Here is a 19,842-nt window from a genome sequence, read left to right as displayed (position 1 = left end):
TCACGGTGGCCTTCTCCACCGGTCATCTCGCCGGTACCAGCGCAGCCGAATACGCCCTGGCTGAAGCATCCGTAACCAGGGCGTGAATGCGGCCGCTCCTCAAGGGGACTTTTGTATCAACTGGACGCATCCGCGTGGGCGGCGACGGGCGCCTCCTCTGCTTTGCTGGCATCAAGCGATCCATTGAACTCCAGGTATTCTTTGGACGACGGTATCAGAAGCTTTTTGCGACCTCCCGCGCACGCGCGATGCCACTTTCCTTGATTTCCTGTGCGCGGTCCGGGAATTGGGCGTGCCCTTCAATAAACAGTCCTTCAAGCGACGAGATCCCAAAGAATCGCATGATGGTTTCCAAATAGCGATGCCCCATTTCGATTTGTGCCGCGGGTCCCTCGGAATACACTCCGCCTCGAGCCTGGATATGGAGTGCTTTTTTGTTCGTGAGCAGTCCAACGGGCCCTTGTTCGGTATAGCGAAAGGTCTTTCCAACAACACAAAGCGCATCAATATATGCCTTCATAACGGGTGGGAAGGAAAAATTCCACATGGGCGTGACAAACACATATTTGTCCGCAGCCACAAATTGGTCAACGAGCTGTTCCAAGCGACTGACCTTTCGCTGCTCCTCGGGAGATAGTTGATCCACTGAACTTCCCGATCTCAGTTTCTCCCAGCCGCTGAAAACATCAGAATCAATGTGTGGAATGTATTCTTTATAAAGGTCAATATGAATGATTTCATCCCTTGGATTGGCTTCGCGGTAAGCCTCCATGAAAGCCTTGCCGGCAGCCATGCTCATGGACTTTGCCTCATCCAGCGGATGTGCTGTGACAAACAAAAGCGTAGACATGCGTATCCTCCTTTTTACTGTTACTGAACAAATACAGTATTAGTATTGCACATAGAACTGTTTCTAATCAAACTCAGTATCAATATAACGTGCAAAAGAAAGTCTTTGTGAAAGCAGATCCGGTGTTGAAACCACGTGAACATACGCTTGCGATGTAGTAAAGTGAGGTTGAGAACAGACGGTTCTTACCGGAGAAAGGGAGCAAACGTCGATGAGCCACAGTGGTCACAGTATCATTACGACGCCTCGTTTTCGAACCGCCATTCATGCGTTGGCTGGGTTGGCTATCAATCAGTGCGTCCAATCCAGTTCCAGCCTTGCTGGACATGTGAATACTCATGCAGCATTTCTCAGAAGAGTTCTTCTTCCATTTGTTCATGCAGGCATCGTTGAGGCCCGAGAGGGACGAGACGGTGGTTATATCCTCAAGAAATCGCCCGAGGATTTGACGCTTGCAGATATCTTTATGGTAGTTCATCATGAGACCTCGTCCCCTTGCGATGCGCCAGATTGTGGAGCGAGAGGAGCCAAATTGGACAAAATTCTCGACGAGGTCACCGATTCAGCGGAACGGCAAATGATTGCAGCGCTCGGTCAACACACCTTGGCAGACGTACTGCAACGTCTTCGAGAATAGCGCAGGATTCTGGCGCCTCACGATGGCGATGCACCATCTGTGTCCCGTGGTTCCACGGTGGAAGCTTTCAGTGACCAGGGTGAAACCATCGACTTTCCCTTTCCAGAGATCCTCCCATCGAACATCCGTGGCCATCGAGTGATCACTGTCTTTGCCCGTCACGGAGTGAATCAATCCACCCCGACGGTCGACCGCAGGGATTCCCTGCTCCGCCCCGACCTTTGAGCCACGCGAAGAAGCAATACCAAGTAGGTCAGCGCTGCGGCAAAGACGCCTGCGGACATCAGATACAGCGTCCCATGCCCCAAATCGGTCAAAACGTATCCCCCTGTGAACGATCCCAACGCGTTGCCGATGTTGTTGCCGAAGATGCGCACTCCAAACATCTGCGCGTACTCCGTCGGCGAGGTCATCTCGAGAAAGGTGGCGTCCACAATCGGGCCGGGAATACTGTTGAATGCCGTACGGCCGAGGTAGCACAGCGAAAAAGTCCAGGGATTCCCAGACCAACCAAGGCCCAATGTGGCCAGCAGACTGATGGCATAACTCAATACGATACTTCGCACGGGACGAAGGAGATTGAGCAATGGCGCGACCAACAGCCCGCCGAGCGCCGCTGTGAACGTGGACATGGCCGAAAGCGCTGCCACCACGCTGTCGCTCAGATGAAATTGTCCTTTTAAAAGCAGCGTGGCAAACGGATTGAACAATCCAAAACCAATGCCATACAACAGATTGTAGAGGCTCATGGCCACAAGCCGCCGCGACGGCCATTTGAACATTCGGTGCGCACGCACGTCTTCCAGGCGCACAAAGTAGCGAATGACGGGTGCAACCAAAGAGAAGACGGCGCCCGTCAACAGGGTGTCTTGGTAGCCAAGGTAGAGAGACATCGGGCCGGCGGCCAATGCTCCGGCCCCGATGACAAAGGTGTACATTGCGAAGAATCGGCTCATCACCCGCGCCCGATTCTGGCCTTCCGCCAGTTGGCTGACCACGATGTTTTCGGTGGATCCGAGCAGAGCGCCGCCGAGACCATTGATGGCGGTCGTGCCAAACCACGCCGCTTCAGTGTGGACCAAACCGGTCAGCGAATAGCCGAGGCCGAGCAACAGGGTGGCGAACTTCACCACGCGTGTGGCGCCAATCCTATCTGCCATGGGGCCGAGGAGCAATCCGACAATCCCCGAAACCGCTGTGTTGGTCCCCAGCAAAAGGCCGATGGAGGCGTCGGACAGTCCGGCCGACTTGTATAAAAACGGCAACGCGTACCACGCGATGCCCAATCCAAAACTGAGGAAAACTTCACTCAATATGTACAGGAACACATTGCGCCGCATGCCTTTCGGTCTCCTCTCCACAATGCGTGCCCGCGCGATGCCCCTGCGAGCGTGCAGTTTCCATTATAGCAGAGGGACTTTCGGCTGGCTTGGCACGCAACAATCGTCACGGCTGCCTCCCCGGTGTCCCAGAGCGGGACGCGGGAAGGCAGCCGTGCGGTTCAGAGAACTTCGTTTTGGTGATGCAAGAGCGCGTGACGCCAAGTCACGCGCGTGTCGTCAACCTTCCCACCTCTGCGGTGGTCTGTCACTGCAAGTGACTGACGGACGATCCGTACTCCCCGCCCAGGCGGCGAGTGTATTTTCCTACTTGCGGCGTACCGTAGCGGTGATTCATCAGCTTCTCCAGCGATTCCCCGCGCGCCATGCTGCGACTGGCGGCAGCATCGAGCACAGGGCCGGAGGCTTCGTCACCACGTCCAATCGACTTGCGCCTCGACGTCATTGCCATCCCCTCCAGCAAGTCCCCTGAACCGATGTCTAGCCTGCCCGTAAGCCCGCATGTTTAGCCGTTCACTGTGGCGTTCATTGCGAAGCTTGTCCCTCGTGTCCTGACGTGCGCGTTGTGAAATCGGGCACCAGCCAGTACACCAGCAGCCCAGCCAACGTGGCCAGCGCGATGCCATTGTTCGGGTAACCGACACCGATGATGAAAATGATGGCCACCACAATCAGGTTCTTCATGTTGGCGAGATTGACCTTTTCTTCAATGACATGCCGGATGCCCATGGCGGCAATCATTCCGAACAGAAGAATGCTGATGCCGCCCATCACCGCTGTGGGGATGGTCTGGATCAACGCCCCCACTTTCCCGAACAAGCCGAGCAGGATGGCGATGACGGCCGCCCCCTGAATGATTCGGCTCGAAAACTGGCGGGAGATGGCCAAGACGCCGAGGTTTTCCGCGTACGTGGTCTGCGCGGGCCCGCCCAGCAGCGCGGATACAGCGGTCGCCACACCATTTCCCAGCAGAATGCTGGCGAAACCGGGATTCTTCGTCACATCGCGGTCAATGATCTCGGTCAACACGAACATGTGCCCCAAATCTTCAATGATGGTCACCAGCGCAATGGGTGCCATTGCAAACACAACCTGCCATGTGAAGTGTGGAGCGGTCCAGTGCGGCAACGCAAGCACCTGCGCCTTGCTCAGCGTGGAGAAGTCCACAAATCCGCGGATGGCTGCGTACAGATAACCCACCACGATGCCAATCAACAGCGGAATGACACGCATCTGGCGAGAACCGGCCAACGACGCGGCCACCGCCACCACCAAACTGACAATGGCCACGTCCCAATGCGTGGAGGCCATCTGGGACACGGCCGTCGTGGCCAACGACAGCCCGATGATGGAAACCACCGGCCCCACAACCACCGGAGGAATGATGCGGCGAATGTGTTGGAATCCAAATGCTGTCACCAACAGCGAAACCACCGCGTAGACCACGGCAACTGCAATCAGCCCAGCAACCGCCTCCGCCGGCTGATGCCGCGTGCCGACATAGAGAGACAACGGCGCGATGAAGGCAAACGAACTGCCCAGGTACGTGGGCACCTTGCCGCGGGTGATGAGATGAAAAATGAGCGTGCCGAGGCCGCTGGCCATCAGCGTGCTGCTCGGATCGAGTCCAGTGATGAACGGCACCAGAACCGTGGAGCCGAACATCGCGAACACGTGCTGAATGGACAACGGTAACGCCCGTAAAAATCTGTTCAACTGCTGTGCCCCCTTCAAAAGCATGACCGACCAACGTCCGTCAGTCCAGATCGGTTTCCGGGTGCCCGAACGCCAAGCCGCAAGATGTCCCTGATGAATGAATAAAGCCATCCTGTGTGGTTTATCCGTTTGCCGCGCGGAGCGCCCAACTGAGAATACCACAGTGCTTAAACCCTGAAAAGCGGTAATGGAACGCGTTGTCGGCAGTCACCTGAACAGGGCTTCATCGCCGCTCCATGCGTGTCGACGCAGCCAGATCAGCCATCCACCTGCGGCGCACAGCACGAGGGTTGGCCACAGATTGGCCCAACCGCTGAACGCCATCAGCACGCCGGTCATGACAAATGCCAAAAGGGCAACCCAGCGCCGCAGCCGATGGCTGGTGAACACGCCATCCCAGGGATCCGGATCGGCCAGCACCACAGCAAACACGACCGCATACCCAATCAGAGCGGTCTGCGAACTGGCAGCGACGGCTGCGGTAAAAACGGGCAGCTGGGAGATGGCAATGAGCAGAGCCGCCAGCAGCCAGGGGATTGCCGGGTGGTATTCGCGGCGCGTGTTCCTGAGCCAGCCCGGCAGCGGAAGCAAGCCATCGCGCGCGGTCGCCTGAATGAGTGACGTGGTGGCAATGAGCCAGGACAGGATGGAACCCGCGACCACCACCAATGCTCCCCAGCCAATCCAGGAGCCCATCCACGGATGCCAACGTTCACCGACCAGAACCAGCGGATTCATGTGACCTGCCAACTGGGGCACCGGCAGGGAAACCAGCGCGGCGAGCGCCACCAGAATGTACAGGGCGCCCACCAGCAAGGACCCGGCAATCATTCCCATCGCCAGAGCCCGCCGGCTCCGATAACTGCCGGCCGGAACGGCCACCGCCTCCCATCCTGAGTACGTCCAAAAGGCGTAGAACGTCGCGGTGAAAACGGATGCAATGCCGTGCCGCGCAGCGTGCAGCGACGTGGAAGTGGATGCCCCGTGCCACGGATGCGTGAACCCAATGACGATGCAGGCGACCAGCAGAATGACCGTGGCTGTGGTCAACACCCGTTGCACGATGGCGCCCATGTGAATCCCGGTGGACGCGACCAGCGCCAACGCCAGCAGAATGAGGGCGCCAAGCCATTTCGCTTCGCCAATCCCGAGCTCACCGAGCATGCCGATGAGCGCGGAGAACAACGCTGCCGTCGCACCGCCTGCGGAAATCAGAAACAGCCACGCGGTCCACATCCCAAGCCACGTCCGCGCCTTGCGGCGGATATACACGTAGGGCCCGCCGGATTGACTGAGCACACCTACCAAATCGCTGAACGCCAGAGCCATCGGGAAACTGAACAAAACCACCAACACCCAGGCCGCGGCCGCCCATCGGCCTGCGGTTTGGACGGTCAATGCCAAGATGGAAAAGATGCCCGCCCCGACCATGCTGCCCACGGTCAGAGCGATGGCGTCCACGACGCCCAGCGATCGTGTTGAATTTTTTCTCAAACAGCATCCTCCTTGTTGAACGGATAAAGCGAATACATACGTGCAGACTATCATTCTGTCCCACGCCTCACCCTGTCACCAATCCGCGAAGGGAGCGAGCAGGCATGCCGAAACCGGATGATCGCAGCGACAATGTGGAACGAATTTCCGAGAACATCCAGAACACCATGGCAAACTTGCGGGAAGCACGCGACTTTCTCAAGGCGCACAGCGATGAGATGAACCCGCAGGACCGCGCGGCGCTGGAAGCAAAGAATGAGCGGCGCGAACGGGCCATCGACGGCTTCCGAGAGGAAATTCAGGATGAGGCTGCGGACTATCATCGGCACCTGGAATAACCGGAATCCAGGCGACAAAAGGGCTGCTGAGGCAGCCCTTTTGTCATATGCGCCGGGGCTTTGGCGAAACACCGCAGGCCGCGGTATACTGACCAAAAGCCCCTCCGTGGGGCGAGAAAGGCATGGTGAACGTGTGAAACCGGAGATTGTGCTCGCGTCGGGATCGCCCCGGCGCAAGGAACTGCTCGGTTCCCTCGGCCTGTCTTTTCGCGTGGAGACGAGCCACGCGGACGAAACGGTTCAAAATCCCCAAAGCCCTGCCGATTTCGTGGAAACGCTCGCCCAGCGCAAGGCCAAGGCCATCGCCGAGCGATACGCCGAATCCAGCGTACCCACGGTGGTCATCGGTGCCGACACGGTGGTCGTCCTCGATGGGCAGATTTTGGGCAAGCCCCAATCCACCGACCACGCCATCCGCATGCTGCAGCAGCTGCAGGGACGAACCCATGCGGTTTACACCGGGCTGTGCGTGGTACGGCAGCCGGACGGTCGTACGCTGTGCGGCCATCGGCGCACAGCAGTCACCATGCGGAGCCTGTCCGACGCGGACATCCGACGCTATGTGGCCACCAAAGAACCGATGGACAAGGCGGGCGCCTACGCCATTCAGGGATTCGGCGCCACGCTCGTGCGAGAGATCCACGGCGATTATTTCACAGTGGTGGGCCTGCCGTTGGCGCTGCTCTCCGAGTATCTGAATGCATTTGATGTGCCGGTGTTCTAGCGAGCTGGCGTTGGATGCCGCAGCGATGCGGCATGCGCAGTCAGCTGGGCTGCATACCCGTCAACGCTGGGTTTGCAGCGCCTGCTCCCGGCAGGTATCGGAGCAAAATCCTTCGTGTTTCGCTTCGCACTCGGAGCAGCAGATGTGCTGCCAGTGGCACGGCGGATACGCGCAGTTGATGTACCTGTCCTCCGGTTTCCCGCAGTGATGGCAGCGCCCGACAACGACATCCTCATGTCGGTTCACCGGAACGCGAATCCGTTCGTCAAAGACGTAGCATTTGCCGACGAACCCTTTCCCCTGCATCTCGGGATCTTGTCCGTAGCGAATGATGCCGCCGTGCAACTGCCCCACTTCACGAAATCCCTCCCGCAGAAGGAATCCCGACAGCTTTTCGCAGCGAATGCCCCCCGTGCAGTAGGTGAGCACGGTCTTGTCCTTCTGATCCGCCAGGTTTTCGCGAATCCACCTGGGCAGTTCGCGGAATGTGCGAACGTTGGGACGAATGGCGCCCTCGAAGTGACCGATGTCGTACTCGTAGTCGTTCCGCGCATCCAGCACAATGACGTCGTCCCGCTGCATCCACTCGTAAAACTCTTTGGGTTCCAAGTACTTCCCCGTCAGTTCGTTCGGGTTGATGTCCTCTTCCAACCCGAGATGGACGATTTCTCGCCGAGGCCGGACGGACAACCGTTTGAACACATGTCCTTCCGTCGGTTCGATCTTGAACTCAATGTCCCGAAAGAGCGGATTGGCGCGCAGGTGCATCATGTACTGCTCGGTCTGCGTAATGGTTCCGGAGACCGTGCCATTGATGCCTTCGTGCGCCACCAAAATCCGCCCTCGCAACCCAACAGCCTTGCAAAACTCGAGGTGATCAGCCGCAAATGCCTGCGGATTTTCAATGTGCACATATTTGTAGTACAGCAATACCTGATATGATGCCTGTTCTGTCATGACACAACCACCCATCCATCCCTGTGATTCCTTCGGCCGACGGGCGGCGGCGCATCCAGGCGCCTCACACCGTCAACCATCGTGCGACGTCCGCTTCTCCCACGCGGTGTCCGACCAAGAATGGGCCAAACTCCCCAAACCGGGCACTCGCTTCGTCAAACCGCATCTCATACACCAATTTCTTAAACTGCAGTGCATCGTCGCTGTACAGCGTGACGCCCCATTCCCAGTCGTCGAGCCCCACAGAACCTGTGATGATTTGAACCACCTTGCCCGCGTAGTTTCGGCCAATCATGCCGTGGCTCTTCATCATCTCCCTGCGCGTTTCCAACGGGAGCATGTACCAGTTGTCATCGCCCTGGCGGCGCTTGTTCATCGGATAGAAACACACGTACTGCATGGACGGCAGCGTCGGTTTGAGGCGCCCCTGCAGGTACGGATCGGAGTCCACATCCACGCCCGGCTTCGCCAGATAGGAGCTCAATTCCACCACGGAAATGTACGAGTATGGCGCTTTCGTGAAATCGGCGAAGCGGGATTTCTGAAACCGATGCTTCACCTCGTTCAGTTCCTGCAGCGTCGGACGCATGTGAATGAACAGCAGATCCGCTTTGTGACCAGCGACCGCGTACGCGCCGAACGATCCGCGCTTCTCCACCGCGTCCGCCTGCCAGTCCGCCATCAGGCTCAGCAGATCATCCATCGCCTGCCGACGATCCGCGGCCGACGCGTTTTTCCAGGCCACCCAATCCATCGTCCGAAAGTCATGATACGCATACCATCCATCCAGAGTTTGCACCGCTTCACTCATTCTACCGAACGCTCCTTTCGGTCTCCGGCTGATTCATCGCCGGAAGCGCCGCGGCAGCCGTGTGCATCACAAAACGGAGGCGGCGCCATTCCTGGTCAACATTATTAAAGTACAGCAAGTTGCGGTATCGGACAAATGTCAGTCATTTATTCCCACCGCAAGGCTTTCGGCAGCTCCAACACGTTGTCCAAAATATACTCACAGCCCAATTGTTCAAACGTGGCACGCGCCCGCTCGCCGGTGAGGCCGGTCAGTGTCGCGGCGAAATGACAGCCCATGGCGCGAGCCGCCTGCCAATCCGCCACTGAATCCCCCACAATCAGGATGCTATCTCCCACCGCTTTCGGCAGCGGCAGCGGCTGTACGAGCGCCGCTTCGTCGGTGGTGCCGAGCCAACTGCGCACGTACGAGAACGGATTCGGTTTGGACAGCGGCCTCCGGTCCGGGAACCGTTGTTCCGCAGCGCGCACGCGCGATGCCGTGGTGATATGATCCGGTGTGAAATAGGCCGACCATCCGAAGGTGGAAAACGGCACGTCGGTCTCAATCTGCGGACGTCCGGTCGCCACCCCAAGGCGCGCGCCCCGCGCCTGACACTCCGCGAACAGCTTCGCCAACTCCGCGGGCGGCACCAGCGGAATTTCCTGCTGGACAAAACCCGTTTTCCCCGTCGCCGCACCTTCGTTGTACGCATCGCCCAGATACCACGCCTGAAACACGCTGACCCCGTGGTCGTACACGTGATGCAGCCGATCCGTGAGCGCGTCCGCCGGCACGTCCAACAGTTGGCCCATTTCGGCCGCCATCGCGGCAAACATCCCTGCCCGATGTTTACAGTCGCCATAGACTGTGCAGAAGTCTGCGAACCACGCCGGGTCGATGGTCAATCCCGCAGCCCGCAGCTGTGCACCCACGCGCGCCAACCATGCGGCATCCCACGTGGGTTCCGCCAACAGCGCCCGGATCATCGACCATACGCCGTCTTGCTGGCGAGCCTGCCGCAGGCAGTGCAGCCACTGGGCCATGAACTGCAGGTACACCATGTCCCAGTTGGCGTTCACGCCGGCCGACTTCATGGTGTCGAGCACTCTGTCTTCGGCAAACACCACCCTGCGAATGGTGCGAATGTCAGTTTCCGGAGGCACTGGCTGATACGCGGGCAAACCGCGCACCACCAGACCCAATCCGGACGATCCGGACAACAATTCGTGTACCGTCAGGGCGGAGGCGTCAAAATACCGTTCTTCACTCAGCATTACACCGTCAATGTCGAAAAGAATGACAGAATACACAGCCCGTGTCCTCCTCCCTGAATGATAGAATGATAGCGTACAACTGCGGAGAATTCACGATTCCCCTCTCCGGTGTTGTCAAAATGTTATAAAGAAACCGTTTACAAGCGGCGATGATCCAACGAGGAGGAGCCCTCATGCGGGAACGAACCTATCGCTTCGGCACGCAAGATGGAACTGAGCTGTACGTGTACGAGTGGTTGCCGGACACAGCTCCCACCGGGATTTTACACGTGGTGCATGGCATGTGCGAGACCGCCGAACGATATCGCCGGTTTGCGAACGCCGCCTGTGACGCTGGCTGGCTCGTGTTGGCTCACGACCAGCGCGGTCATGGACGAACCGCACCCACGCCGCAGGACTTGGGCCACCTTGGCCCCGACGGATTTCAGCGCATGCTGGATGACATTCGCCAACTTCAACTCGCCATTGGCCAGACGCATCCTCACCTGCCGCGCATCATCCTCGGCCACAGCATGGGTTCTTTTTTGGTTCGCTGGTACGCGAGCCAGTTCGGCCGGGATTTGGCCGGCGTGGTTCTGTCCGGAACTGGACAGCCCGCGCGCCTCGCCCTCCGGGCGGGGGCGCTGTTCGCATACTGGAAGATGCGAACAGATGGTGCCGCCGCTCGCAGTCCACTGTTGACAAAATTGCTGTTTGGTTCTTACAACCGCGCGTTTCGTCCGACGCGCACCCCCTTCGACTGGTTGTCCGGCGATTCGGACGAGGTGAATCAATATCTGGAACACCCCTTCTGTGGACAGCCGTTCAGCAACGAAGCCTACTATCAATTCTATCAGGGGCTGTTAAAAGCCACCCACCGGCGGACACTCCAGTCCATCCCAAAGCACCTGCCGCTGTTGATTTTCGCTGGCGACCGAGATCCGGTGGGCGGCTATGGCCGGGGCATCCGAAGGTTCACCCGTCAGTTGGACAGCGCCGGATTGGAACAGGTGTCTGTGAAACTGTATCCCGGTGGGCGGCACGAGATGCTCAACGAGACGAATCGGGACCTGGTCACGAAGGACATCCTCAACTGGTTGGCCATCCAACGCGCGGCGTGGCCAACGCCGAACCGCCCGAAGAAACACGTATAACCCGGCCGCCGCTGCGCACACTGGAGATGTTCGCAAAAGGAGGCGTGGCGAATGGCCAAAGAGTCCACGAGCATGCAGGCACAGAGTCCTCTTTCCGAGGCGCAGGCTTCCGTTCTGAAAGCGACGCAAGCCGTGCAGCAGGCCCAGTCCCATCCCAGCGAAACCACCGTGGAACAGGCGTGGAACGCTGTGGAGAAGGCCGGCCGCGCGGTGTCTGCCGCCAACGAATCGGTGAACCAGAAAGCGCTGAACGAAGCACAGGACCAGCTGTCGGATATTCAGGAAGATCTGTCTGACATCCCATCCCCTCCGAACGACTGACACCATGGTAAGCATCCCATCACAGGTCGTCATCTGGACAAAACGTGGGCTGTTTCCAGCGCCCCCAGGGCGTGAAGACAGCCCAATTCCTGCTACGATCCACGTCCAAGTTCGTTCATTTTTCAACCTGTTGATGTAAACTCAAGGCGTTATGGAGTCTATCAATGGAGAGCAGATTCAACGTAAAGATTATGAAGTGTTCGTGCGGGACAAAGGCTGATTGCCACATTGAATGGTCAAGCGGCTCCTTCGGATGGCCAAATTCTGCACCCCAAGCTATATCAAACGGCACGATCCGTCGGTAAGCTGAGGCAACACTTTATTGAACAGTTCAGCGCAGAGCACAATGCCACGACCACTGCGAATTCTAATGTGTCAGCGTCTTCGGCCCAGGCAAAACAAGCATGACACAGGCAACCGTTTTGGCAAGTAAGTAGAAACATCGGTAGAAGGTGGGTCAACACACGCTCCACGTCTCATCTCCCGCCCCTTGTGATCCATCGGTTCGACTTTTTGTCCCCTCACGATGTGACCATCCCCAAAACCTGCAACTCCCTCTGGTCTTTTTCATCCCGCCGGTGTACAGTAGGGACAGTTACTGTATATACAATGGTTTTTACAGGAGGTTTGTCTCGTGTATCTGACACCTTCCGTTCGCCGTCTGATAGAACTGGCATTAGAAGAAGACATCGGCCGCGGAGATCTCACCTCTTTCGCGGTTCTTTATTCTGCGTCTCAGGCGGTTGCTGAGGTCGTGGTGAAACAGGACGCAGTGGTGGCCGGACTTCCTGTGGTGGACGCTGTGTTTCAAGCGGTCGATCCGAACATCCGCTTCACTCCCAAAGTCTTCGATGGCGAGCGGGTGCTGGGAAGGACCTGCGTAGGACACGTCCAGGGACCGGCACAGACACTGTTGGCCGCTGAGCGAACCGCCCTCAACTTTCTCGCGCGCTTATCCGGCATTGCAACCCTTACCGCGCATGCGGTGGCCCAGTTGGCCGGTACATCCACGAAGCTGCTCGATACGCGCAAAACCACACCCGGATGGCGATGGCTTGAAAAGTACGCGGTCCGCGTGGGTGGAGCGATGAACCATCGGTTCGGTCTCGACGACATGGTTTTGATTAAGGACAACCACATCGCCGTCGCCGGCGGTATCCGAGAAGCGGTGGCGCGCGCTCGCCAGTCCGTTCCGCTCTCCACCCGCGTCGAGGTCGAAGTGGACACCTTGGAACAACTGGAGGAAGCGTTGACCTGCGACGTGGACCTCATCCTGTTGGACAACATGGACTGCGCGACACTCGCCGAGGCGGTACGAATCACCAACGGCCGGGTCCCCCTGGAGGCGTCCGGAAATCTCACGCCGCAACGTCTGCGGGACGTGGCGCTCACAGGTGTGAACTATGTGTCCATGGGCGCGCTCACGCATAGCGCTGTGAGTGTCGACGTGGGGCTCGACATCGCGGTGAACCCGCGCGTGTGATGCGCGGATTGCAGCATGGGACGCAGTGTTGAATACGGCAAGGTCCGTCGCCGCGAACCGTGGGAGGTAGAAACAGGATGGAAAGCAGAATTGTGGACGTGCTCATCATCGGCGCTGGCTTGGCCGGTTGTGCCGCCGCACTTGAGCTCGCGCCGCACTGTGAAGTGGCGCTCATCTCCAAGGCCCCGTCCCAAGCCAGCAACTCGTACCATGCGCAGGGTGGCATTGCGGCGGCAATAGATCCGGCAGACACCCCGTACCTTCACGCGGTCGATACTTTGGCTGCGGGCCACGGACTCTGTTACCCGAGCACGGTGCTCCGACTGACGCGGGCAGCGCCGGAACGAATGCGTTGGCTGCAGTCCTTGGGTGTTCCGTTCGACGTCCATGCAGAGACCGGCCGGCCCCGCCTCGGCCTGGAAGGCGCGCATTCGCACCGGCGAATTCTGCACGCCGGCGGCGACGCGAGCGGCCGCGTGGTGATGGAGACGGTGCTGGCGCGCCTTCAGGAACAGCAGGTGATTCGCTGCGCTCGGCATCTGACCCACAGTCTGCTGGTGGGAACCGACGGTCGTGTCCATGGCGCCGTGGTAACCGATCTTGCCACCGGCCGTGAACAGTGGTGGTTTGCCCGTCGGGCCACGGTTTTAGCGACCGGCGGAGCGGGTCAGCTGTATCGGTACACCACCAACCCCATCGGCGCGACCGGCGACGGCATTGCCCTGGCGTACGCCGCCGGCGCGGGGATTCGCAATTTGGAGTTCATCCAATTTCACCCGACGGCGTTGGCCGCGGGCAGCAATCCGCGCTTTCTCATCTCGGAAGCCGTGCGTGGTGCCGGCGCCGTGTTGGTGAACGACTGCGGGCACCGCATCATGGCGGGCCATCCGCAGGCCGATCTCGCGCCGAGGGACGTGGTCGCACGCGCCATTTATGAGGAAATGCAGCAGGGGCGACGCGTCTTTCTGGACGCTCGCAGCATCCCGTCCTTTGCCGAGCATTTCCCGACCATCGACGCATTCTGCAGGAACCTCGGGCTCCTCCCTTCGCGCGACCTCCTGCCGGTGTCACCCGCCGCCCACTTTGTCATGGGCGGTGTGGACGCAGATCTCGACGGAAGCACCTCCGTTGCTGGTCTGTACGCCATTGGCGAAGTCGCCCACACCGGTGTGCACGGCGCCAACCGGCTGGCCAGCAACTCTTTGCTGGAATGCCTGGTCATGGCGCATGAACTGGCCGAACGGTTGAAGCGAGCGGAACCCACCTCGGTACGTGAGGTGTCTGTACGACCGGCCGGTTGGTTCGAACCGTGCCCCGACGAGGTGCTGGAAAGCGTGCGGGACGTCATGTGGGAAGACGTGGGCATCATTCGCACCGCGGACGGGCTGCGCCGAGCTCAATCCGCTCTCCATCATTTGCATGCCGCCTGCCCCACGGCGGCCCCGGTCCACGTTGGTCGGTTGGTGGTGGCCTGTGCACGGCTCCGGGAAGAAAGCCGCGGCGCCCATTACCGCTCGGATGCACCGCACGCCAACCCGTCCTGGGCTGGCGTGGACACCTGTCTTACACCGGAATCGGAAGCGTTGGTCCATGGGTGAGCCAACATACTGTCATAAATCGAACCCATATGGATGAAGGAGGCATTTCGCATGGCTACGGCTGCCGCGATTCAAATCGGGATTCCCGACGCGTATCTGCAACTCTCGCCCGCCGAATGGACAGAGCGCATCACCGCTGCCAAAGCCGCACTTGGGGAGCGGTTGCTGATTCTCGGGCATCACTATCAAAAGGATGAAGTGATTCAATTCGCGGATCTGACCGGCGACTCGTTCAAGTTGGCGCGCCTGGCTGCGGAAAACCGGACGGCGGAGTACATCGTCTTCTGCGGCGTTCACTTCATGGCGGAAACGGCGGATATCCTGACGGGTGATCATCAGCGCGTCATCCTCCCGGATTTAAACGCCGGCTGCTCCATGGCCGACATGGCCAATCCGGACGAAGTGGAGGAATGCTGGCAACTGGTTCAGGAAACGTTCGGCGACACCACCATTCCCATCACCTACGTCAATTCGGCCGCGGTCCTGAAAGCGTTCTGCGGCCAGCGAGGGGGCGCGGTGTGCACGTCATCCAACGCGCGAAAGATCCTTGACTGGGCGTTCCACAACGGGGATCGCGTCCTGTTCTTCCCGGACGAACACCTGGGACGCAATACCGCGCTGGCCATGGGGTTGGCAGACCGCGAATTGGTCGTCTACAACCAACGCACCGCGAGTTTCGAATGGCTGCCCGGCCAATCGCCAGAAGACGTGCGCGTCATCCTGTGGAAAGGGTTCTGCTCCGTGCATCAGCGGTTCCAGCCCGCACAGGTGCAGGCGCTGCGCGATCAATACCCGGGCATTCGGGTGATTGTCCACCCCGAGTGCAACCACGACGTTGTGGCGGCGGCGGATCAGTTCGGATCGACCGAATACATCATTTCTCAGATTGAAGCCGCACCTGCGGGCACCGTCTGGGCCATCGGCACAGAAGTCAATCTCGTGCACCGGCTCGCCAAACAACACCCGGAGCAGACCATACTGAGCTTGAATCCGATTGTCTGTCCATGCACGACCATGTCGCGCATCTCCCCGTATCACCTGACGTGGGCGCTGGAATCGCTGCGCCGGGGGGAAGTCGTGAACCAAATCTCCGTACCGAACGCCATCGCGGTCTGGGCGAAACGCGCCCTCGACACCATGCTGACCATCGCGTGAGGGGAGGAATCTGCGTGGAACCGCTGTATCTCGACCATTGTGCGACAACGCCAATACATCCGGAAGTGCTGTCGGAAATGACGCGAGTGTACCAGGAGGCGTTCGCCAATCCGTCCAGCCTGCACCAAGCGGGCCGAATGGCGAAACAAACGCTGGAGCGAGCGCGGGAGCGCATCGCCACAAGGCTCGACGCACGGCCGGAGGATGTCCTGTTCACCGCCGGCGGCACGGAAGCGAATACGCTCGCGCTGTTCGGCGCCTTGGAACGATTTCTACGCGGGCCCGGTGAACCGTCGGCGCCGGTGCACCTCATCAGCAGCGAACTGGAACATCCCTCCGTCCAGCGCGGCATAGAGGCGCTGGCGGAACGCGGTGTGGAGGTCACCTGGCTGCCCGTGCCAGCGAACGGTGTCCTCCAGCCCGAAGATGTGGAACGGGCCCTGCGTCCGCACACCCGCCTGGTGTCCGTGATGCTCGCCAACAACGAAATCGGGACCATCCAGCCGATTGCGGACATCGCCGCTCTCTGCCGAGCCCGTGGCGTGCTGCTGCATACGGACGCAGTGCAGGCGGTGGGCAAAATCCCCGTATCCTTCCGGGACCTCGGCGTAGACCTGTTGACGGCGTCCGCGCACAAGTTCTACGGCCCCCGCGGGGTTGGCATCGTCGTGGCCCGGCGTCAGGCACGGCTGCGCCCCATCCTCCATGGCGGTGGACAGGAACGCGGTTTGCGATCCGGCACCGAGAACGTGGCCGCCATTCACGGCGCCGCCGTGGCCTTGGACAAGGCCTTGGATGCGCTGCCGGCAGAGGCCATCCGCCTCCAGCGATTGCGCGACGCCATGGCCAAGGCGGTAATGGACCGGATGCCGGAGGTGCTTTGGACTGCAGCCGACGCGCCGAAGCTGCCACATGTGCTCCATCTGTGCATTCCCGGCGTGCTCGGCGAAGCGGTGCTCCTGGAACTGGACCAGTTGGGGGTTTGTGTGTCGGCCGGATCGGCCTGTTCCGCAGGATCTGCGGAGCCATCTCCGGTGCTTCGCGCCATGGGGGTGGATGAACGGTATGTTCACGGAGGGCTGCGCATCAGCCTGGGGCGCGGAAATACGGAAGCCGATGTCGCGCGGTTTGCCGAGGCCCTCGACACAGCGGTGCACCGGCTGGTGCGAATGTGAATCCCATGCTCCGGCCCTTCTGCCACGGGATGGGCTGGAGCCATCCGAGGGCACTTTCCAAAACTGAGGGACCGTCTCTGGCGCTGACCGAGGCGTGCTCCGCCGACGGGGCGCCGACGGGTGAAGCGAAGCATCTGATGGTGCAGGTGCCGACACGGCGATAGGAAAGGACGCCTTACTTCTTGTACCCCTCTCTTTTTCTGTCAATGCCACGAATGCCACGTAAATAATACATCACCGACATCACTGTCCCTTACGCGCAAGCGACCACGCGGCCGAACTGTCGAAATGCGGCGGCATAGACCAAGCCGACGGTGAGCACGTTCAACACCACATTGGCGACAACGCCGGACAGCCAACTCACACCGAACCATCTGTAGATCAAGTGAAAGAAACAACGGATAGCCCATGGGAAAATAGGCAGTTGGACGCCCGTCATACTGATAGCCATCACCGTGCAACAGACTGATGGCTTCATTTTTATACCAAAGGAAATCGGACGCGGGGACGGGATGAACATAGCGAATCCAGATCAACCGGACAACCAGCGCCACCGCCATGACACGCCACACCCGATGGTTTTCCATTCATTACCGAACCCCGGCGTTCTCCGCACGCGCGTTCTTCCCAAAAGCTCGCTCCTTCCATTCAGACTTCGTGCTACCCGTTTCGGCAAAATGCACGCCCCATTATACACCTTTTCCACGAAAGAACGGCTCAGCGCGCCGCCCCTGGCCGTTCCTTCGATGATGCGTCGCCGAATCATCGTGCTATCGTATGTTTCTCGGGACCTGCCACACCGTGGCGCCAGCGGCTGACGCCATCGGCGGCCCGCAGACGATATCCAATGCCTGAACCACGTCTGCGGAGAGGTGCTCCCCGTCCAACACAGGGTAGTACAGCAGTCTATCCGCCCCCAGCCCCGGCAGCCCCTGCCGCAGGATCTGCACGGCCTGGATTGTGGTGAGGGGTTCGCGGGCGAGCCGAGACAGCTGATGCAGCGCCGCCTGACGATGCGCCGTGTTCGCCGTGTACCCATACGGATTCACCATGGGAAACACAAAGCCGGATTCCGCGTCCGCCTGCATCACGACCGACGCATCCTTCGTCAGAACGTAGGTTGGCAGGCCGAGCACCGCCTGGCGAACTCCGGTATTCGACGACAGCGCCGCCGCCGCGGCCGGGGTGGCGGTGGTTGGATACGGGACGTCCGGAAACCAGGTGACCATCACGGCAACCAGCGCCACTGTGGTCCAAACTTTGCGCCATCCCTCTTCCCCCTGCCGCAGGTACCACTCCGCACCGACCACCAGCAGAGCGACCACCAACAGGTCTCCGTACAGCATGAGCCGCGAGGGAATGGCGCTGTCGATGAACGGAATGTGCTGGAACAGACTCCAGGGGAGCCAAATATCGGTCCGATGTCCCGCCACGTGCAGATGCGGTCCGAGGGACAGCACCATCGTCACCACGGCCGTGAGCCACGCGCTGCGGGCGAACGGCCATCGCCACCAGACGCGAAGCCCGGCCAGCAGGAGAACGATGCATGCCAAGCCGAGATATCCGTCATTCTCCCAGAAGTTCCCGGTATAGCGAAGAGACACCGCCACCGACTGGGGCGTATGCAATGCGTAGACCGAAGTCGGCAGCAGAAAGTTCCACAGATCATTCACGTACACATCCTGCGGGAGGAGATGCCCCACGGGCCTGTCCACTCCAAAGAACAGGGCATACAACCCTGGCAGCGCCAGTCCCATCAGCACAGCGCCGGCGATGAGCACCGACGGCCAACGCCACCAGCACAGAAGGGCGGATCGGGCGGAACCTCCTGTGACCATGTGGATGAAGACGAACAGCAGCGTCAGCAGCAGATACGTGACGAACACTTCCAGCGACGTGTAGAACAGCAGGCTGGCCAGGACACCCAGCAGAAACCCGTACCGCCACGGATGCGCAATGCCTCGCACCACGCCCGCCACCAGCATCCAGGTGAGCGCGAGCGGAATGGCGGTGAACCAGAGATGGATATGGAACAGTGATTGCGCCGTCTCATACGGCAGCATCGTGGTGAGGACGCCGCCCACCACCGTCAGCCACGGACGAACGGACAACAGCGCCAGCGTACGCTGCCCAATCCATCCCGCGAGGACAAAGTTCACTATCCACAACGCATTGTAGAGAAACGTGGCGTTCACCACGGACGTCAGCCAACCGAATCCCGCCGACAACGCGAGAATCGATGTGTTCCACATCAGATTCTGTCCCTGCGGCGCGTTTAGACCACGCGTCTCAAACGGGTTCAAGCCGTGCAGGACGGCATGCCAGAACCACCGAAGATACCACATGAACTGCTGTGGATCCCCAGGCCCCCCGAGAAAACGATGAAATGGATCAAGAAGGGCGCGGCTCGCGATGATCACCGCCAATAACAGGTAGAGGCCGCAGCCCAGCCATAGCAATCCAGGTCGGGCACATCCCGACGAACGACGAGTCCCCATGGTGCACGCTCCATTGACTTCATAATCTGCAAAGCGCCGCAGCGCTTCCATCACCGACAGCACAGTCAACCTAATCATGCGTTATCCCGTCATTTCGAATCAACTGCATGGCGGGGACAGGCTGCGAAATCCGTCAATTCTGTGACGAATTCGCGCATGCCATATCATTCCGGAGACGGACCGACACAGAACCTCTTGACACGCCGTGAGAGGCAGACTAGTCTTATAATCAACCATAAACCTTCAGAACATTTACGTTTTGCACGACTGGCGGAAACGAAGAGGGAGCACCCTCGGGGAGTGCAAAACGCTGGAACGCCGACCGCCTGGGCCCCGTTTTCTGGAGCGCCCAGGTT

General features: G+C 59.7%; 18 protein-coding genes and 1 riboswitch. Of the genes, 9 read left to right on the top strand and 9 right to left on the bottom strand.

Annotated elements, in window-relative coordinates; genetic code table 11:
• Nucleotides 1-214 precede the first annotated feature (214 nt).
• The gene (locus G463_RS0112270; RefSeq protein ID WP_026975408.1) at nt 215-850 is read right to left on the bottom strand and encodes an FMN-dependent NADH-azoreductase; all 636 of its coding nucleotides are present in this window, start codon (nt 848-850) and stop codon (nt 215-217) included.
• Between the two features lie 211 nt (nt 851-1,061).
• Here G463_RS0112270 and G463_RS22365 point away from each other — a divergent pair, with 211 nt between their 5' ends.
• A complete protein-coding gene (locus G463_RS22365) occupies nt 1,062-1,487 on the top strand; it encodes an RrF2 family transcriptional regulator (RefSeq protein ID WP_084171628.1) in 426 nt (141 codons plus the stop codon).
• A 170-nt stretch (nt 1,488-1,657) separates the two neighbouring features.
• Here G463_RS22365 and G463_RS0112260 read toward each other — a convergent pair whose 3' ends face one another.
• The 4 genes from G463_RS0112260 to G463_RS0112245 form a co-directional block, all read right to left on the bottom strand.
• Nucleotides 1,658-2,827 (bottom strand): MFS transporter, encoded by a 1,170-nt coding sequence (locus tag G463_RS0112260; protein ID WP_026975406.1) that lies wholly within the window; start codon nt 2,825-2,827, stop codon nt 1,658-1,660.
• 247 nt (nt 2,828-3,074) lie between these two features.
• A complete protein-coding gene (locus tag G463_RS0112255) occupies nt 3,075-3,272 on the bottom strand; it encodes a hypothetical protein (protein ID WP_026975405.1) in 198 nt (65 codons plus the stop codon).
• A gap of 80 nt (nt 3,273-3,352) precedes the next feature.
• Entirely contained in the window at nt 3,353-4,543 is a 1,191-nt protein-coding gene (locus G463_RS0112250) for a uracil-xanthine permease family protein (protein ID WP_051322258.1), read from the bottom strand.
• Nucleotides 4,544-4,750: 207 nt separating this feature from the next.
• Nucleotides 4,751-6,037 (bottom strand): APC family permease, encoded by a 1,287-nt coding sequence (locus G463_RS0112245; protein ID WP_026975403.1) that lies wholly within the window; start codon nt 6,035-6,037, stop codon nt 4,751-4,753.
• A gap of 104 nt (nt 6,038-6,141) precedes the next feature.
• Between G463_RS0112245 and tlp the strand changes: the two genes are divergently transcribed.
• Both tlp and G463_RS0112235 read left to right on the top strand, forming a co-directional pair.
• A complete protein-coding gene (tlp, locus tag G463_RS0112240; RefSeq protein WP_026975402.1) occupies nt 6,142-6,375 on the top strand; it encodes a small acid-soluble spore protein Tlp in 234 nt (77 codons plus the stop codon).
• Between the two features lie 133 nt (nt 6,376-6,508).
• Complete coding sequence (locus G463_RS0112235; protein ID WP_026975401.1) at nt 6,509-7,099, top strand: Maf family protein; 591 nt, start codon at nt 6,509-6,511, stop codon at nt 7,097-7,099.
• A gap of 60 nt (nt 7,100-7,159) precedes the next feature.
• On the opposite strand, the gene trhO is transcribed toward G463_RS0112235, so the two are convergent.
• The 3 genes from trhO to G463_RS0112220 form a co-directional block, all read right to left on the bottom strand.
• Nucleotides 7,160-8,056, bottom strand: a complete 897-nt coding sequence (gene trhO, locus G463_RS0112230) for an oxygen-dependent tRNA uridine(34) hydroxylase TrhO (RefSeq protein ID WP_026975400.1) — start codon at nt 8,054-8,056, stop codon at nt 7,160-7,162.
• Nucleotides 8,057-8,120: 64 nt separating this feature from the next.
• Nucleotides 8,121-8,867, bottom strand: coding sequence for a hydrogen peroxide-dependent heme synthase (gene hemQ / locus G463_RS0112225; protein WP_026975399.1), 747 nt, complete (start codon nt 8,865-8,867; stop codon nt 8,121-8,123).
• Nucleotides 8,868-9,013: 146 nt separating this feature from the next.
• Nucleotides 9,014-10,159 carry an HAD family hydrolase gene (locus G463_RS0112220; RefSeq protein ID WP_026975398.1) on the bottom strand — a complete coding sequence of 382 codons (1,146 nt, stop codon included), beginning with the start codon at nt 10,157-10,159 and terminating at the stop codon, nt 9,014-9,016.
• 137 nt (nt 10,160-10,296) lie between these two features.
• Between G463_RS0112220 and G463_RS20225 the strand changes: the two genes are divergently transcribed.
• The 6 genes from G463_RS20225 (at nt 10,297) to G463_RS0112190 (ending at nt 16,988) form a co-directional block, all read left to right on the top strand.
• Nucleotides 10,297-11,256, top strand: coding sequence for an alpha/beta fold hydrolase (locus G463_RS20225; protein ID WP_051322257.1), 960 nt, complete (start codon nt 10,297-10,299; stop codon nt 11,254-11,256).
• Nucleotides 11,257-11,307: 51 nt separating this feature from the next.
• Nucleotides 11,308-11,577, top strand: coding sequence for a hypothetical protein (locus tag G463_RS0112210; RefSeq protein ID WP_026975397.1), 270 nt, complete (start codon nt 11,308-11,310; stop codon nt 11,575-11,577).
• Nucleotides 11,578-12,211: 634 nt separating this feature from the next.
• On the top strand, nt 12,212-13,060 hold the full coding sequence (nadC, locus tag G463_RS0112205; protein ID WP_035487142.1) for a carboxylating nicotinate-nucleotide diphosphorylase: 849 nt from the start codon (nt 12,212-12,214) through the stop codon (nt 13,058-13,060).
• Nucleotides 13,061-13,137: 77 nt separating this feature from the next.
• Complete coding sequence (locus G463_RS0112200) at nt 13,138-14,658, top strand: L-aspartate oxidase (RefSeq protein WP_026975395.1); 1,521 nt, start codon at nt 13,138-13,140, stop codon at nt 14,656-14,658.
• A 51-nt stretch (nt 14,659-14,709) separates the two neighbouring features.
• Entirely contained in the window at nt 14,710-15,813 is a 1,104-nt protein-coding gene (gene nadA, locus G463_RS0112195) for a quinolinate synthase NadA (protein WP_026975394.1), read from the top strand.
• 14 nt (nt 15,814-15,827) lie between these two features.
• The gene (locus tag G463_RS0112190) at nt 15,828-16,988 is read left to right on the top strand and encodes a cysteine desulfurase family protein (RefSeq protein ID WP_026975393.1); all 1,161 of its coding nucleotides are present in this window, start codon (nt 15,828-15,830) and stop codon (nt 16,986-16,988) included.
• Nucleotides 16,989-17,758: 770 nt separating this feature from the next.
• Here the strand turns inward: G463_RS0112190 and G463_RS0112180 are convergent.
• Nucleotides 17,759-19,564: a hypothetical protein gene (locus G463_RS0112180; protein ID WP_156900193.1), complete on the bottom strand. Its 1,806-nt coding sequence runs from the start codon at nt 19,562-19,564 to the stop codon at nt 17,759-17,761.
• 175 nt (nt 19,565-19,739) lie between these two features.
• Nucleotides 19,740-19,825: riboswitch (ZMP/ZTP riboswitch) on the top strand.
• The last annotated feature ends 17 nt before the right edge of the window (nt 19,826-19,842 follow it).

The organism is Alicyclobacillus contaminans DSM 17975 (assembly GCF_000429525.1).
In the GTDB taxonomy this organism is placed as follows: domain Bacteria; phylum Bacillota; class Bacilli; order Alicyclobacillales; family Alicyclobacillaceae; genus Alicyclobacillus_A; species Alicyclobacillus_A contaminans.
The sequence above is the reverse complement of the archived record's forward strand: the minus strand, read 5'-3'. Positions and strand labels throughout refer to the sequence as shown.

What these genes read in the sequence shown, in the direction of transcription:
- G463_RS22365 (WP_084171628.1), top strand. Translation starts at nt 1,062, where the DNA reads ATGAGCCACAGTGGTCACAGTATCATTACGACGCCTCGTTTTCGAACC.
- trhO (WP_026975400.1), bottom strand. Translation starts at nt 8,056, where the DNA reads ATGACAGAACAGGCATCATATCAGGTATTGCTGTACTACAAATATGTG.
- G463_RS20225 (WP_051322257.1), top strand. Translation starts at nt 10,297, where the DNA reads ATGCGGGAACGAACCTATCGCTTCGGCACGCAAGATGGAACTGAGCTG.
- tlp (WP_026975402.1), top strand. Translation starts at nt 6,142, where the DNA reads ATGCCGAAACCGGATGATCGCAGCGACAATGTGGAACGAATTTCCGAG.
- hemQ (WP_026975399.1), bottom strand. Translation starts at nt 8,867, where the DNA reads ATGAGTGAAGCGGTGCAAACTCTGGATGGATGGTATGCGTATCATGAC.
- G463_RS0112180 (WP_156900193.1), bottom strand. Translation starts at nt 19,564, where the DNA reads ATGATTAGGTTGACTGTGCTGTCGGTGATGGAAGCGCTGCGGCGCTTT.
- G463_RS0112200 (WP_026975395.1), top strand. Translation starts at nt 13,138, where the DNA reads ATGGAAAGCAGAATTGTGGACGTGCTCATCATCGGCGCTGGCTTGGCC.
- G463_RS0112255 (WP_026975405.1), bottom strand. Translation starts at nt 3,272, where the DNA reads ATGACGTCGAGGCGCAAGTCGATTGGACGTGGTGACGAAGCCTCCGGC.
- G463_RS0112270 (WP_026975408.1), bottom strand. Translation starts at nt 850, where the DNA reads ATGTCTACGCTTTTGTTTGTCACAGCACATCCGCTGGATGAGGCAAAG.
- nadA (WP_026975394.1), top strand. Translation starts at nt 14,710, where the DNA reads ATGGCTACGGCTGCCGCGATTCAAATCGGGATTCCCGACGCGTATCTG.
- G463_RS0112260 (WP_026975406.1), bottom strand. Translation starts at nt 2,827, where the DNA reads ATGCGGCGCAATGTGTTCCTGTACATATTGAGTGAAGTTTTCCTCAGT.
- G463_RS0112210 (WP_026975397.1), top strand. Translation starts at nt 11,308, where the DNA reads ATGGCCAAAGAGTCCACGAGCATGCAGGCACAGAGTCCTCTTTCCGAG.